12 protein-coding genes are annotated in these 14,286 nt (G+C 65.7%); 11 read left to right on the top strand and 1 reads right to left on the bottom strand.

Features of this window, described 5'->3' with window-relative positions:
* Positions 1-23: 23 nt before the first annotated feature.
* The 11 genes from RQI28_RS07225 to RQI28_RS07175 all read left to right on the top strand — a co-directional run bounded on the left by RQI28_RS07225 (position 24) and on the right by RQI28_RS07175 (position 12,590).
* The gene (locus tag RQI28_RS07225) at positions 24-866 is read left to right on the top strand and encodes an IclR family transcriptional regulator (RefSeq protein ID WP_311221931.1); all 843 of its coding nucleotides are present in this window, start codon (positions 24-26) and stop codon (positions 864-866) included.
* A 51-nt stretch (positions 867-917) separates the two neighbouring features.
* On the top strand, positions 918-2,213 hold the full coding sequence (locus RQI28_RS07220) for an aconitase X catalytic domain-containing protein (protein ID WP_311221930.1): 1,296 nt from the start codon (positions 918-920) through the stop codon (positions 2,211-2,213).
* Positions 2,210-2,665 carry an aconitase X swivel domain-containing protein gene (locus RQI28_RS07215; RefSeq protein ID WP_311221929.1) on the top strand — a complete coding sequence of 152 codons (456 nt, stop codon included), beginning with the start codon at positions 2,210-2,212 and terminating at the stop codon, positions 2,663-2,665. The genes RQI28_RS07220 and RQI28_RS07215 overlap by 4 nt, the downstream gene beginning before the upstream one ends.
* Entirely contained in the window at positions 2,662-4,341 is a 1,680-nt protein-coding gene (locus RQI28_RS07210) for a dihydroxy-acid dehydratase (RefSeq protein ID WP_311221928.1), read from the top strand. The genes RQI28_RS07215 and RQI28_RS07210 overlap by 4 nt, the downstream gene beginning before the upstream one ends.
* A gap of 115 nt (positions 4,342-4,456) precedes the next feature.
* Entirely contained in the window at positions 4,457-5,596 is a 1,140-nt protein-coding gene (locus RQI28_RS07205; RefSeq protein WP_311221927.1) for a porin, read from the top strand.
* Positions 5,597-5,625: 29 nt separating this feature from the next.
* The gene (locus RQI28_RS07200; protein WP_311221926.1) at positions 5,626-7,050 is read left to right on the top strand and encodes an MFS transporter; all 1,425 of its coding nucleotides are present in this window, start codon (positions 5,626-5,628) and stop codon (positions 7,048-7,050) included.
* Positions 7,051-7,075: 25 nt separating this feature from the next.
* Entirely contained in the window at positions 7,076-8,527 is a 1,452-nt protein-coding gene (locus tag RQI28_RS07195; protein WP_311221925.1) for an NAD-dependent succinate-semialdehyde dehydrogenase, read from the top strand.
* Positions 8,528-8,539: 12 nt separating this feature from the next.
* Entirely contained in the window at positions 8,540-9,694 is a 1,155-nt protein-coding gene (locus RQI28_RS07190; RefSeq protein WP_311221924.1) for an iron-containing alcohol dehydrogenase, read from the top strand.
* Between the two features lie 29 nt (positions 9,695-9,723).
* The gene (locus RQI28_RS07185) at positions 9,724-10,683 is read left to right on the top strand and encodes a tripartite tricarboxylate transporter substrate binding protein (RefSeq protein WP_311221923.1); all 960 of its coding nucleotides are present in this window, start codon (positions 9,724-9,726) and stop codon (positions 10,681-10,683) included.
* 315 nt (positions 10,684-10,998) lie between these two features.
* Positions 10,999-11,421 (top strand): CopG family transcriptional regulator, encoded by a 423-nt coding sequence (locus tag RQI28_RS07180; protein WP_311221922.1) that lies wholly within the window; start codon positions 10,999-11,001, stop codon positions 11,419-11,421.
* 17 nt (positions 11,422-11,438) lie between these two features.
* Positions 11,439-12,590 (top strand): PHB depolymerase family esterase, encoded by a 1,152-nt coding sequence (locus RQI28_RS07175; RefSeq protein WP_311221921.1) that lies wholly within the window; start codon positions 11,439-11,441, stop codon positions 12,588-12,590.
* Positions 12,591-12,778: 188 nt separating this feature from the next.
* On the opposite strand, the gene RQI28_RS07170 is transcribed toward RQI28_RS07175, so the two are convergent.
* Positions 12,779-14,206, bottom strand: coding sequence for a tetratricopeptide repeat protein (locus RQI28_RS07170; RefSeq protein WP_311221920.1), 1,428 nt, complete (start codon positions 14,204-14,206; stop codon positions 12,779-12,781).
* Positions 14,207-14,286: the final 80 nt, after the last annotated feature.

Here is a 14,286-nt window from a genome sequence, read left to right as displayed (position 1 = left end):
AGAGTCTTGCAAAGGATTCTTCCATGTCCACTGACAACAGCAACCCCTCCTTTTCTGCCCCCGAATCCGCCGATGCGCGCGGTGACCGCTCCGACACCGTGAGCGCGCTCGAGCGCGGCATATCGGTGCTGCGCTGCTTCGGCGAAGAGCGTCCGGTGCTCGGCCATGCCGACATCGCGCGCATGACCGGCATCCCGCGGCCTACTGTCAACCGGTTGGTCGCCACGCTGCTCTCATTGGGCATGCTCAAGCCCGCGCAGGCGCCCGACCGTTTCATGCTAGGGCCGGGCGTGGTCTCGTTGTCGCGCGTGTTCCTGGGTAGCCTCGACGTGCGCGCCGCCGCGCGGCCCAGCATGCAGGCCATGGCGGAGGAAGTGGGTGCCTCGGTCTACCTGGCTATACGTGACGGCATGGAGATGGTGTTGATCGAGGCCTGCCGGCCCCGCTCGTCGATGCTCTCGGCGCGGCTGGACGTGGGCTCGCGTGCGCCGCTGGCCAACTCGGCCCTGGGCCGCGCCTACTTGTCGGCTCTTCCCGAGGCACAGCACAACCAGTTAGTCGATTCGATGTGCCTTTTGCGCGGCCCCGAGTGGGACGCCATCGCGCCCAGCATGAACCGCGCCATCGGCGAAGCCCGGCGACTGGGCTACTGCCTGTCGCTGGGCGAGTTCCACCCCGAGATCAACTCGGTGTCGGTTCCCCTCGTCGGGCCTGACGGGGAGGTGATGGCACTCAACGGCGGAGGCGCGGCCTTCGTCTTCACCGAGGAGCGCCTGCGCAATGAACTGGCACCGCGCCTGCGCGGCATCGCGCTGACCATTGCGCGCGACATCGGCGGCCACGTGCCGACACCCTTGCCGGGCTAGCAGGCCCGGCCGGGATTCGTTCCCTGCGAGAAAAAAACGGAGACACAGGCCATGTACCTGAGCGATGAAGAACAAGCCATGATGGACGGCCGCGACGGGCCGGCCCTGCAGAAGGCGATGGACCTGCTGGTGCGCTATGGCGAGGCCCTGGGGGCCGAGCGCTTGGTGGAGACGCGCAACGTCTGCGCCAGCATCACCTCGACCACACCCTTCCAGCGCGACTTCGCGCTCGCCAAGGGCGGCGGCATGGACGCGGTGTTCTCCGAATTCAGCCTGGACAGCCAGGAGACGGTGAAGATCCCCAAGTTCAAGGTCTTCACCAGCCACCTGCAACTGGGCTTCGATCCCGGCCAGCCCGAGCGCATGGGCGTGAGTCAGGAGATCGTGCAGTTCTACAACAAGAGCGAGCGCCATGCGGCGGGCCTGGGCGCGCAGATCATGAACACCTGCACGCCCTACCAGGTGGGCAACATCCCGACGCGCGGCGAGCACTGCGCGTGGATGGAATCGTCGGCGGTGGTGTACTGCAACTCGGTGCTGGGCGCGCGCACCAACACCGAGGGCCGCGAGAGCACCGGCGCGGCCATGCTCACCGGCCGCATCCCCTACTGGGGCTACCACCTGGACGAAAACCGCCTTGCCACCCATGTGGTCGAGCTCGACGTCGAGGTGGAATCAGTGCAGGACTGGGGCCTGCTCGGCTACTACATGGGCGAGCATGTGCAGGAGCGCGTGCCCGTGGTGCACCGCAAGGGCGGCATTGGCCGCGTGCCCAACCTGCCGGGGCTCAAGCACTTCGGTGCCGCAGCCTCATCGTCGGGCGGCGTGGAGATGTACCACATCGTCGGCGTCACGCCCGAGGCGCTGACCCTGGAGCAGGCCCTGGGCGGCCGCAAGCCGGTGCAGGTGCTGCGCTACGGCGAGGCCGAGCGCCGCGCCACCTACGAAAAGATCAACGCCACCGGCAAGGATGCCGAGGTCCAGTATGTGATGCTGGGCTGCCCGCACTACACCATCGAGCAGATCTGGGAGGCCGCGCAACTCATCGAAGGCCGCAGGATCCACCCCGATTGCGAGCTGTGGGTCTTCACGCCGCGCGCCATCAAGTCGCTGGCCGACCGCAATGGCTACACCAAGATCATCGAGGACGCGGGCGGCATCCTCATGACCGACAGCTGCTCGGCCATGAGCCGCGCCGTGCCCAAGGGCACGAAGACTGTGGCGCTCGACTCGGCCAAGCAGGCGCACTACCTGCCTGCCATCCTGGGTGTGCAGGCCTGGTTCGGCAGCACGGCCGAATGCATTGACGCGGCCTGCACCGGCCGCTGGAATGGGGGCCACGCATGAGCGATGCAGTCGTCACTGAAACAACCATTGTCATCCGTGGCCGCAAGGTGGTGGGCGGCGTTGCCGAAGGCGAAGCGCTGGTCACGCGAGACCGCATCTCGGGCTGGGGCGGGATCGATCCGCGCACCGGCACCGTCATCGAGACCCGGCACCAACTGCGCGGCCAGAGTTTCGCTGCCAAGGTGCTGGTGTTTCCGGGAGCCAAGGGCTCCTCGGGATGGTCGGCCATGTTCCATATGACGCGACTCATGAACGTGGCACCCGCGGCCTTTCTGTTCAACGAGATGACGACCAAGATGGCGCTGGGCGCCGTGGTCACGCACGCGCCATCGATGACCGATTTCGAGCGCGACCCGCTCGACTACATCGCCACCGGCGACTGGGTGCGCGTGGACGCCGACCGCGGCGTGATCGAGATCACGAAGAAAAACCAGTTCGGAGGCCGCCCATGAACCGCCCCTTGCGCAGCAACTTCCCGCGCGGCTCCTACCTTTGGTCCATGCGCAACGCGCATTGGCGGGCACTGGGCATCCCCGAGGCCGATTGCGAGAAGCCCAAGATCGCCGTGGTGAACAGTTCGTCCGAGCTGGCCGCCTGCTTCAGCCACCTCGACCAGGTGGCGGCCGAAATCAAGGCGGCCATCCGTGCAGCGGGCGGCGTGCCGTTCGAGATCCGCACCGCCGCCCCCAGCGACTTCATCACCGGCGCCGGGGCGCGTGGCGCCTACATGCTGGCGGTGCGCGACCTGGTGACCAACGACATCGAGGTGGCAGTCGAGGGCGCGCAGCTGGACGGCATGGTGTGCTTGACCTCCTGCGACAAGACCGTGCCCGGGCAGTTGATGGCAGCGGCGCGGCTCGACATTCCGTCCCTGCTCGTGCCCTGCGGCTACCAGCCCAGCGGCGAGTACCGAGGCAAGCATGTGGACATCGAGGACGTTTTCATTGGCGCCATGCACGCCGTCACCGGCAACCTGCCTCTGGAGGAACTGGTGGGCATGAGCCGCGAGGCCGTGCGTGGCCCCGGCGTGTGCTCTGGCCTGGGCACGGCCAACTCCATGCACATTGCCTGCGAGGCACTAGGCATGGCGCTGCCGGGCACCGCGCCCGTGGCCGCGCTCAGCCCCAAGATGATGGCCGACGTGCGCGCGGCCGGCGAGCGCATCGTGCAGATGGTGTGGGACGACCTGCGGCCCTCGGCCATCTACACGCCGGGCGCCTTCGCCAACGCCGTGCGCGCGGTGCTGGCCGTCGGGGGCAGCGTCAACTGCGTCAAGCACCTGCAGGCCGTGGCCGTGGAGGGCGGTGTGGACGTGGACGTCTACCGCCTGTTCGAACAGCTGGCCGACGAGGTGCCGGTGCTGGCCGGGCTGCGGCCGGTGGGCGAGCACCTGATCGAGCAGTTCGAGGCCGCCGGCGGCGCCCGCGCGCTCCTCAAGCAGCTGGAACCGCTGCTGGACGGCGACGCCATGACCGTCACCGGCCAGACCGTGCGCGAGAACCTGCGCGATGTGCGGGTGCAGGACGAAGAGATCATCCGACCGCGCACGCGACCGGTGGCCACGCGCCCAGCCATCGTCGTGCTGCGCGGCAACCTGTGCCCGGACACGGGCATCGTCAAGACAGGCATCCACGAGCGCAAGCACCGCCGCTTCACCGGGCCGACGATCTGCTTTGAGACCGCGGACGAGGCCATCGCCGCGCTGAAGGACGGCACGATCCGCGCCGGCCATGTCGTCGTGATGCGCGGCGCCGGCGTGCGCGGGGGGCCAGCCATGGGTGGCGGCGCTTCGCGTGTGGTGTTCGCCATCGACGGTGCAGGCATGGGCGAGCAGATCGCGCTTTTGACCGACGGCCATCTGTCCGGCCTGGTCTGCAAGGGCCTGGTGGTCGCCGAGCTGACGCCCGAGGCCGCCACCGGCGGCCCGCTGGCGCTGCTGCGCGACGGCGACGAGGTGACGATCGACCTGAACACGCGCCGTTGCGACGTGGCCTTGACCGACGCCGATCTGGCAACACGCCTCGCCGCGTGGCGACCGGCTCCGCCGAAGTTCGATACCGGTTGGCTGCAGATCTATCGCCGCAATGTGACGCCCGTGCACCAGGGCGCCGTGCTGGTCCGCAACTAGGCCCGCCGCCCCCCCGCTTTGCCGCCTGCACCGCCCGTTTCAACCGGCGGGTGGGCTCGCCTGCGCCCGCGTGGCGCGCCTGGCTCCGTTTTCATCACCCAAGGAGAAGAGAGACATGCACAAGAATCCCCACATCCTCAGCTTCGGCCTTGTGCTGGGCCTGGCCTGCGGCAGCGCCGCAGCGCAGTCCGGCGTCACGCTCTATGGCATCGTGGACCTGGCCATTCAACACAACCGCGCTGGAGGCGTCGGCAGCAGTACGGACATGGTGAGCGGTGGCAACTCGACCAGCCGCATTGGTTTTCGCGGCCGGGAGGATCTGGGCGGCGATCTGTATGCGGCCTTCCACCTGGAAAGCTCGGTGAACGCCGACACAGGTACCGGACGCCCTTCCAACACCAACAACCAGGCGAGTGGCGCCGTCGCGAACAACGGGGCCCTCACCTTCGACCGCATGGCCTTTGTGAGCCTGGGCCATGTGCGGTACGGCGAGCTGCGGCTGGGCCACGACTTCATGCCGCACCACTACAACAGCATCCTGTTCGAGCCGTTCACGGCCGTGGGTGCAGCCCGCGCCGGCAACCTCACGTTCTCCGCCGTCGGCACCGGCCCTTTGTTTACCACCATCACCGGCAGCAACACCGTGAGCTACTGGCTGCCCAAGGACATCGGCGGGCTTTATGGCATGGCCATTCTCGGACGTGGCGAGAACGCGGCCGGTTCTGCCAACAGGCAGGACGGCAATTTTTTCGGTGGCCGCCTAGGCTTTGTGAGCGGCCCGTTCGACATGGCTGCCGCCGTGACCCGAACGCGCTACGCCACCACCCCCACCCTTGGGGACTACACACATGCCAATCTGGGCGCCAGCTGGAATGCGGGCTTCGCCAAATTCTTCGCGCTGTACAACATGATCGAGGTCGAGCTGCAGGCCGGTGACGCGCGCAAGCACACGGCCGAGTTGGGTGTGCAGATTCCGATCACTGCGCACAGCCGCATCCGCGCCAGCTATGTGCGCCTGGACGACCGCAGCAGCGCAGTGCTGGCCAATGCCGACGGCTCGCAACGCAGCGGCAACGATGCGCAGCAGTTTGGCGCCGGCGTGGTGCATGACTTGTCCAAGCGCACGGCGCTGTATGGCACCTACGCCAAGGTGCACAACCGTGGCCAGGCCACATACCTGCCAAGCGGCGCGCGGGCGCCGCTGGCCGGGCGAAATGCGTCTGCGCTGGAGCTCGGCATCCGCCACACGTTCTGAACCGACACACAGCCACTCAAGGAACCTGTATGAATTCCCATGCCTCCACCACCGCAGGCGCGCCACCAAGCCTGGATCTGTCTCGACTGATCGAAGCGCAGAAACCGGGCCGCTTCATCGCCGGCCTGCTGCTGGTCTGTGCGTTGATGATGCTGACCGAAGGCTACGATCTCGGCGCCATGTCTTTTGCCGCGCCTTCACTGGCGCGTGAATGGCAGCTCAACCGTGGCGCCTTCGGCCCGGTGTTCGGGGCCTTCGTCATCGGAACCGCCATCGGTGCCATCGTGCTCGGCCACGTGGGTGACGCCATCGGGCGAAAGCGCACGATGGTCTGGTGCGGCATTGCGGTATCGCTGCTGACCTTCGCCACCATGTGGGCCCAGTCGGTTCCGCACCTGATCGTGCTGCGCCTGCTCGCCGGCATTGGTGTTGGCGGTGTGCTGCCCAACGTGATGTCCTACGTCACCGAATTCGTACCAAAGCGCTGGCGCGCTACCTCGGTCACGCTGGTTTACACGGGTTACGCGATTGGCACCGGCGCCGGCGGCGTGGTCGCAGCCTGGCTGATCCCGCATTTCGGCTGGCAGTCCGTGTTTTTCATTGGTGGCGTCGGACCGCTGCTGGGCGCTCTGGCGCTGTGGCGGCTGCCGGAATCGCCACGCTTTCTGGTGCTGCGCAAGCGCGAGCCGGGCACGGTGGCGCGTATTGCCGAGCGCCTGCAGCCCGGGCTGCGCGTGGCGCCGGACACGCAGTTCTCGATGACCGACGAGCCATCGACGCATGCCTCGACGCGCGAGATATTCACAGGCCGGCTGCGTCTGGTCACGCCGACGCTGTGGCTGGTCTATATCGCCAACTCGATGGCGCTGTTCTTCTTGATCAGCTGGCTGCCCATGCTGATCGAGTCTGTCGGCGTGGCGCCTGAACGTGCGGCATTGGTTTCGCTGGTGTTCTCCATCGGCGGCACGATCGGCGGCCTGGCGCTGATGCGATTCGTGGATCGCCACGGCGCGCTGGTCATCACCGTGCTGCCGCTGGTCGGCTTCCCGCTGGTGGCAGTGATGGGTGTGCCCATGCCCGAACTGGCACTGACGGCCGTGGCATTCGCCGTAGGTTTCTGCGTGGTCGGCACGCAGTTCGGCCTGAATGCCGTTGCTGCCATGGTCTACCCCACGGCGCTGCGCTCGAAGGGCGTGGGCGCGGCCATCGGCGTGCAGAAGATCGGTGCTTTTGCCGGCCCCGTGATCGCCGGAGCGCTGCTGTCGGCTCAGCTGTCGGTGCAGCAGCTATTCATGTTCGGCGCCGCGCCGGTGTTCATCGTCATGTTGCTGTCGTTTGCGTTGGGCCGCGCTTGCCGGCGCTCCGGCGTCGACGGCAGTGGATCGATCACGGCCGACACCCCGCCGACCTTGGCTGCCAACCGGACGCCGTTGCCGACCAACACCACCATCTGACATTCACGACCTTCGGAGACCTGCCATGTATCCCCCTTTGTACCTGTACATCGACGGCGATTTTCTAGACGGCGACGGCCGCCAGCACTCATCGGTGCACGACCCAGCCACGGGCGAGAGAATCGCAGAATTGCCGCATGCCAGCTTGGCCGACCTGGACCGCGCGCTGGCAGCGGCCGAGCGAGCCTTCACGACCTGGCGTCACGTCTCGCCGGTAGCGCGTGGCGCCATCCTGCAGCGCGTCGCCGTGTTGGCGCGGGAGCGCGCTGCCGCCATCGGCCATGCCATTACGCGTGACCAGGGCAAGCCGCTGGCCGAGGCCATTGGCGAAGTCACACGCTGCGCCGACCACTGCGATTGGCATGCCGAGGAAGCGCGTCGCATCTATGGCCGTGTGATCCCTTCGCGTCAGCCCAATGTTCGACAGTTGGCGTTGCGCGAGCCGGTTGGTGTGTGCGCGGCCTTCACGCCGTGGAACTTCCCGTTCAACCAGGCCATTCGCAAGATCGCGGCCGCACTCGGCGCTGGCTGCACCATGGTGCTGAAAGGGCCGGAGGATTCGCCCAGTGCGGTCGTCGCCATCGCCCAGCTGTTCCACGACGCGGGCCTGCCGCCAGGCGTGCTCAACATAGTCTGGGGTGTTCCCGCCGATGTGTCGAATCACCTGGTTCGTTCTCCCATCGTGCGCAAGGTGTCCTTCACGGGCTCGGTGCCGGTCGGCAAGCAACTGGCCGCCCTGGCCGGCGCGCACATGAAGCGCATCACCATGGAGTTGGGCGGCCATTCGCCGGTGATCGTCTGTGCCGACGCCGATGTCGAGCGCGCGGCCGAGATGCTGGTTCATCTCAAGTTCATGAATGCCGGGCAGGTCTGCGTGTCTCCCACACGCTTTTATGTCGAGGCACCAGCGTTCGACCGCTTTATGGAGCGCTTTCTCGACAAGACGGCGCAAATCTGCGTCGGCGCGGGTTTGGCCGAAGGCACGACCATGGGGCCGCTGGCCCAGCCCCGCAGAGTGGCGGCCATGCTCGAACTGGTTGACGATGCCGTCGCACGCGGCGCACGCCTGCAGGCCGGCGGCCAGCGCCTTGCCGCGCAGGGCGCGCACGCAGGCCCAGGCGGGAACTTCTTCATGCCCACCGTGCTGACCGACGCGCCGGACGACAGCCTGGTGATGCGCACTGAACCCTTCGGCCCGCTGGCCGTATGCCAGCCGTTCTCCCAGTTGGACGACGCCATCGCCCGCGCCAACGCCTTGCCCTACGGACTGTCCGCCTATGCGTTCACGGGCTCGAGCCGCCGTGCGATGCAACTGCAGAACCAACTGGAGTCCGGCACCGTGAACATCAACCACCTGGGTGCGCTCGTGCCAGAGGTGCCGTTCGGCGGCATCAAGGACAGCGGCATGGGCAGCGAAGGCGGCAGTGAGACTTTCGACGGCTACCTGACGACCAAGTTCGTCACCCAGATGGACTGAAATGGAGCTCCGATGAACGACTTTGTTTTCGAGACCCCGCCTCGCATCGTTAGCAGGCCCGGTGCCGCTCTGGACCTGGCCGCTGAACTTGCGCCCTTGGGCGTGCGCCATGTGTTCGTGGTGACCGACCCCGGCTTGATGCGTGCAGGCGTCGTGCAGCCGCCAGTGGACGCGCTGCGCGCCAGCGGCCTGCAGGTCACGGTGTTTGCCGAAATCCAGGCCGAGCTGCCAGAGGCCAACGTGCTTGCAGCGGGTGCCATCGCGCGCGCAGCCGGTGTCGATGCCGTGATCGGCCTGGGTGGCGGAAGCGCGCTGGATGCAGCAAAGCTGGTGGCGCTACTGGCCGTGTCGCAACAGCCCATCGCCGAGATGTACGGCGTAGGCCTGGCAACCGGACGACGGCTTGCGCTGGTGCAGGTGCCGACGACCGCGGGCACCGGCTCGGAGGCCACGCCGGTGGCCGTGGTGGCACGGCCGGACCACATCAAGCGCGGCGTGGTGTGTCGCCAGATGCTGCCCGACGTGGCCGTGCTCGATGGCGCGCTGACCACCGGACTGCCGCCTGCCATCACGGCGATGACCGGCATCGACGCCATCGTGCATGCAGTCGAAGCCTTCAGCAGCCGGCGGCGCAAGAACGTGCTGTCGGACGCGCTGGCCGTGCAGGCGCTGCAGCTGCTGTATGCGCATCTGCCACGCGTGGTGCAGCAGGGCGACGATGTTGCGGCACGCACCGCCATGCTGCAGGGTTCGCTGTTTGCAGGAATGGCCTTTGCCAATGCTTCTGTGGGCGCGGTGCATGCGCTGTCCAGCCCGCTCGGCGGCCATTTCCAGGTACCGCACGGGTTGTCGAACGCGCTGATCTTCTGCGCCGTGCTGCGCTTCAACCTGCCTGAAACCCAAGTCGCCTATGCCACGCTGGGCCGAGCGCTGCGACCCGAGCTGCAGCATGCCAACCATGAGCAGGCCGCCAGCGGCTTCGTGCAGGCGATGCAAGACCTGGTCAGGACACTGCCGATCGCGCAGTCGCTGCGTGACGTCGGCGTGCAGGCCGGCGACCTGCCGCGGCTCGCGCAAGACGGCATGAGCTTCAGCCACATGTTGGACAACAACCCGCGCGTGGTACGCCAAGAAGACGCGCTGGCCATCCTTGCCGAAGCCTTGTAGGTCGGCTTTCACGCCAACAGGAGAGTCTCATGTACAGAAGGCAGCTCATCACGGCACTGGCCACTGCGGCGCTGCCGCTGGCAGCGCGGGCGCAGGACCGTTACCCCAGCCGCGCGGTGCGCGTCATCGTCGGCTTCGCGCCAGGTGGCGGCGCGGACGTGCTGACCCGCATCATTGCGCAAGGCCTGTCCAAGCAGCTGGGCCAGCCCGTCGTGGTGGACAACCGGCCCGGCGCCGACGGCACCCTGTCAGCCCTGGCCGTGGCCAGCGCACCAGCCGATGGCTACACCTTGCTGATGGGCACCAACACCGCCATGGTTGCGGCTCCCACCTTGCGTCCGACATCGCCCTACGACCCGTTCAAGGCCTTCACGCCCATCAGCTCGGCCGGGCAGTTTTCGATGTTCCTGGTGGTGCCGGCCAGCCTGCCCGTCAAAAGCGTGAGCGAGCTGCTGGCCTTGGTGGCGGCCAAGCCGGGCGACTACAACTCGGCGTCCAGCAACAGCGCCTCGGAGTTGGCCATGCTGCAATTGCTTGGCGAGCAGCGCAAGGTGGTCAACGCGCGATATAAGGGCGACATGCAGGCCATAACTGACTTGCTGGGCGGGCAGATCCACATGATGTTCACCACCGGCACACTGGCGCCGGGCTTCGTGAAGGAAGGACGCATTCGCGCGTTGGCCACGCTGCTGCCCCAGCGCAGTGTCCTGCTGCCCGACGTGCCCACCGGCGCGGAACTGGGGTTGAACAACCTCACTATTACCCCATGGGCTGGCTTCTTCGGGCCGTCCGGACTTCCCCAGGCCATTACGGGCAAGCTGTCGCAGGAACTGCAAAACACCCTGCAACGGCCAGACGTGCGCGCGCAATTGGTGCAGCAGGGCTTCGAGGGCTACGGCATGAGCCCGGCGAAGTTTGCCGAGTTCTTTCGCATGCAGTACGACGCCTTCGGCGCAACGACACGGGAACACAACGTAAAGTTCGAGTGACCTTGATCGTTGCGGCAAGGAGCCGCGAGCATCGCAAAAAAAGCAAAAGGCTTGTTCGGGCTGCCCTGCTCCAAATACGTGAAGCCGTGGAGGTCTCGGTGGTTCTCGGTACCGATGTCTTGCATGTCGGACACACAGAGTTCGCGGCCAGACGACACGCGCTTTGACCCGCACTTTGGGCAACAACGCGCAGGGTTTCATGCGCGCGCCCCTTCCCCAAGGCCGGCTCCAGAGCAGCAACCAGTTGGTCAATTTTTCTGGGCAGGCTTGAAAACATCCATATGCCATCCATTTGGATGGTAATAGGATGGCTTAATGAACTCTTCTAGTACTACCCAACGCACTCTCAAGCCCGGCGACTCCGAAAAAATCACGATCAATCTCGGCCATGTCGATCTTGGGCAGATCGACTTGCTGGTGGCCGAGGGCTTCTACGGCAACCGCACCGACTTCATCCGCACGGCGATTCGCAATCATCTGGCGACACATGCTGACGCGGTCAAGCAAGTGGTAGCACGCAAGATGCTGGTGCTCGGGCTGCAGCATTTCAGCGTCGCCGATCTGGAAGCCGCCCGCTCTGCAGGCCAGCGCCTGCAGATCCGCGTGCTGGGGCTGGCCAGCATCGATGCGGCCGTCACGCCGGAACTGGCCTTGGCCACCATCGAATCCCTCACCGTACTCGGAGCGTTGCAGGCCAGCAGCGCCGTCAAGACCGCGTTGGCCGGACGCATCCACTGAATCCCACGAAAGCCCCCATGAACGAACTCTTCCAACAGCTGATGGCCGGTGCGGCACGGTCCACACAACAAGGGAGGCTTGCCGAGGCCACCCAGACGATACGGCGTGCTTTGCGCGGAATGGCCCGCGACGGCTCTCTGGCAACGCCCCCACCGCAAACCACTGCGTCCGCTGACACCTTGGGGAAGCTTGTGCCGGCCGGTCTGACTCGAGTGGTTGATGACGCGGCGGCGCCATCGCCGGTGGACTCGGTGAAGCCAGCCCACACCGGGCGCGGTGAATGTTGGCAGCGCGCAAGCTTCACCCACCAGGGACGTACGCTGGCATACCGGTTTTACCTGCCACCCACTGCATCGGGTGATACCGCTCTGCGGCCCATGGTGGTGATGCTGCATGGATGCACGCAAGGCGCGGACGACTTTGCCGCTGGCACGCAGATGAATACGCTGGCCAGGGGCTTGGACATGGTGGTGCTGTACCCCGAGCAGACGCAACACGACAACGCGCAGAAATGCTGGAACTGGTTCAAGCCGCAGCACCAGCGCCGCGGGCGGGGCGAGCCGTCGGTCATTGCTGCCTTGGCGCAGTCGATCGGTACCGAACACCGTGTGGATCCCGCCAGGATCTACGTGGCGGGGCTATCTGCGGGCGGGGCGATGGCAGACATCGTCGGACACTGCTACCCCGATGTGTTTGCAGCGGTGGGAGTGCATTCCGGGTTGCCGCAGGGATGTGCGGCGGACGTGATGTCTGCGCTGTCGGTCATGCGCAGTGGCAGCCCCTCTGCGGCAGCTGTCCAGCGGCGTGCTTCAGCGCTGCCGACCATCGTGTTCCATGGAGACGCCGACTCCACCGTGCATGTCAGCAACGGAGAAGCCATCGCCCGTGCTGTCAGCAGCGCTGGAGCTGATGTCGTGAATGGGGCGGGCGGAGAATCCGGCAAGGTGACGAAACGTGCGACCGAGGGAACATCCCACCGCGGCGAGCGGCACACGCGCACTGTCTACACCGATGGTGACGGTAGGACACAAACCGAATACTGGCAACTGCATGGCGCAGGACATGCGTGGTCGGGTGGCAGCGCCAGTGGCAGCTACACCAATCCGAATGGCGTCGATGCCAGCGCGGAGATGCTCAGATTCTTTATGGCGCATCCTCGCTCTCGGTAGGGGCGCTCAGGTTGCACTGTCTGATGAAGGCCATCACGCTGCCACCCGAGCCACGCTGGGTCAACCGTACGGATTAACTGCCTCCCAGGAGCTTGTACTGGCTTGCCGGCCAGGCGCTCCGGTGGGTTGGTGACAGTCACGACCAGACAGCCCGTACCTTTCTCATCCCAGATGGCGCTGCCATGCCATCATGCCGTTCGTGTTGCCATCAACAACAATCCCTGGACCGGACGTCCCAACTCTTTGCGGATGGCCAGCGACTTCATCTCCCGCACGGTAAAGCCGCGCTCCTGCAGGGTTCGCAGCAGATAGTCCTTGCGGTGGCTGTATCGGCCCGAAGGTTGCAGGACATAGCCGGACTCCATCGAAGTCTCGCTTTCACCGGCTGCTGTTTCATCCTTGACTTCAAACGATGCCAGAAGGCTACCCCTGCTGGCCAGCGCAGCGTGTGCGGCCGTCGTGAACGGCACCAGGCTTCCAAAATAGATCAACACGTCTGCCGCGACCAGCACGTCCCAACTGGCAGGCGCGCATGCAGTCAGGTACTCCACGATATCGCGTGAATGCAGGTTGTTGTACACCCCTTTTTCTTTAGCGACAACGAGCGACTTGGTAGACAAGTCCACGCCTTCGAGTTGCCTGGCGAATGGGCGAAGCTCGGGTCCGCACAGGCCGGTGCCGCAGCCGGCGTCCAATATGCGCAGGCTGTGTGCCGGTGTCTGCAGGGCCGCCAGCATGTCGCCAACGAGCGCCGGAATGCCGTATTCCAGATCACCCACCAGTTTGTTTTCGAAGGTATCGGCATAGGCGTCGAAGTAGGTTTGCAGATACTCCGAGGACGCGCGGTCGAGGGGTGCGTGCCCACGACTTGCCGCAAGCAGGTGCGACGCGATGGGATGGCCAGGTTCGTCGACCAGCCAGGCGGTGTAGACCTGTGCGGCTTCTTCGTGACGTCCGAGCTGGCTGTACGCGATGCCCAGAATGTCGCGGCGTCTTTCCTCGGCCGGTCTCAACACGTACTCCGCGCAGTAGCACAGAGCAGCGGCGTGGGCGTCTCCAGCTTGCCGCCATGCATCTCCGAGGTTTTGGTGGGCGGCCCGGAATGAGGGATCCAATTCGACCGCGTTGCGCAGTGCAGCGATGGCATCTTGCGCATGGCCCAGGGTCAGCAGTACGGCACCCAGATTGTTCCAGGCATGGATGTGGCGAGCATCCAGTTCCAGAGCAGCCATGAAAGCGGCCACAGCTTCCTCGCTGCTGCCTTGCGCCGACAGCATGTTGCCCCAGGTGTTGTGCCAGTCGGGCCGATGTGGTTGTAGGGCCAACGACTGCTCAACCAGCGCTCGACCTTCATCTTCATGCCCTTGCTGGTGTCGCAGCACGCCGAAGAAATGCAACGCCTCTGCATGCCCGGGGTCGGCGGCCAGCATGGCGCGGTACAGCCCCTCCGCTGCGTCCCACCGGCCTGCAAGTTGATGCTCAAGCGCGATTTCAAATGAGGAGGGCTCTGCGTGTGAAGAGCCTGCTCGTCCGTCGATGGCGAGCGCTGTCGCACCGGCCCACTCTTTTGATTCGTTCGTTGGCATCGCCTCTCCTGGTCTGTTCTGTTCATGCACGACACATGTCCAATGGCATCAAACCATCGCATGATCGACCCCTTTCGATGATGCCTTCAACCTATAGCGAAGCCTTGGCT

This window comes from Acidovorax sp. WCS2018Noco2-16 (genome assembly GCF_031843945.1).
Lineage (GTDB): Bacteria > Pseudomonadota > Gammaproteobacteria > Burkholderiales > Burkholderiaceae_C > Paracidovorax.
Note: the sequence above shows the minus strand (reverse complement) of the source record. Positions and strands in the feature narration are given on the sequence as shown.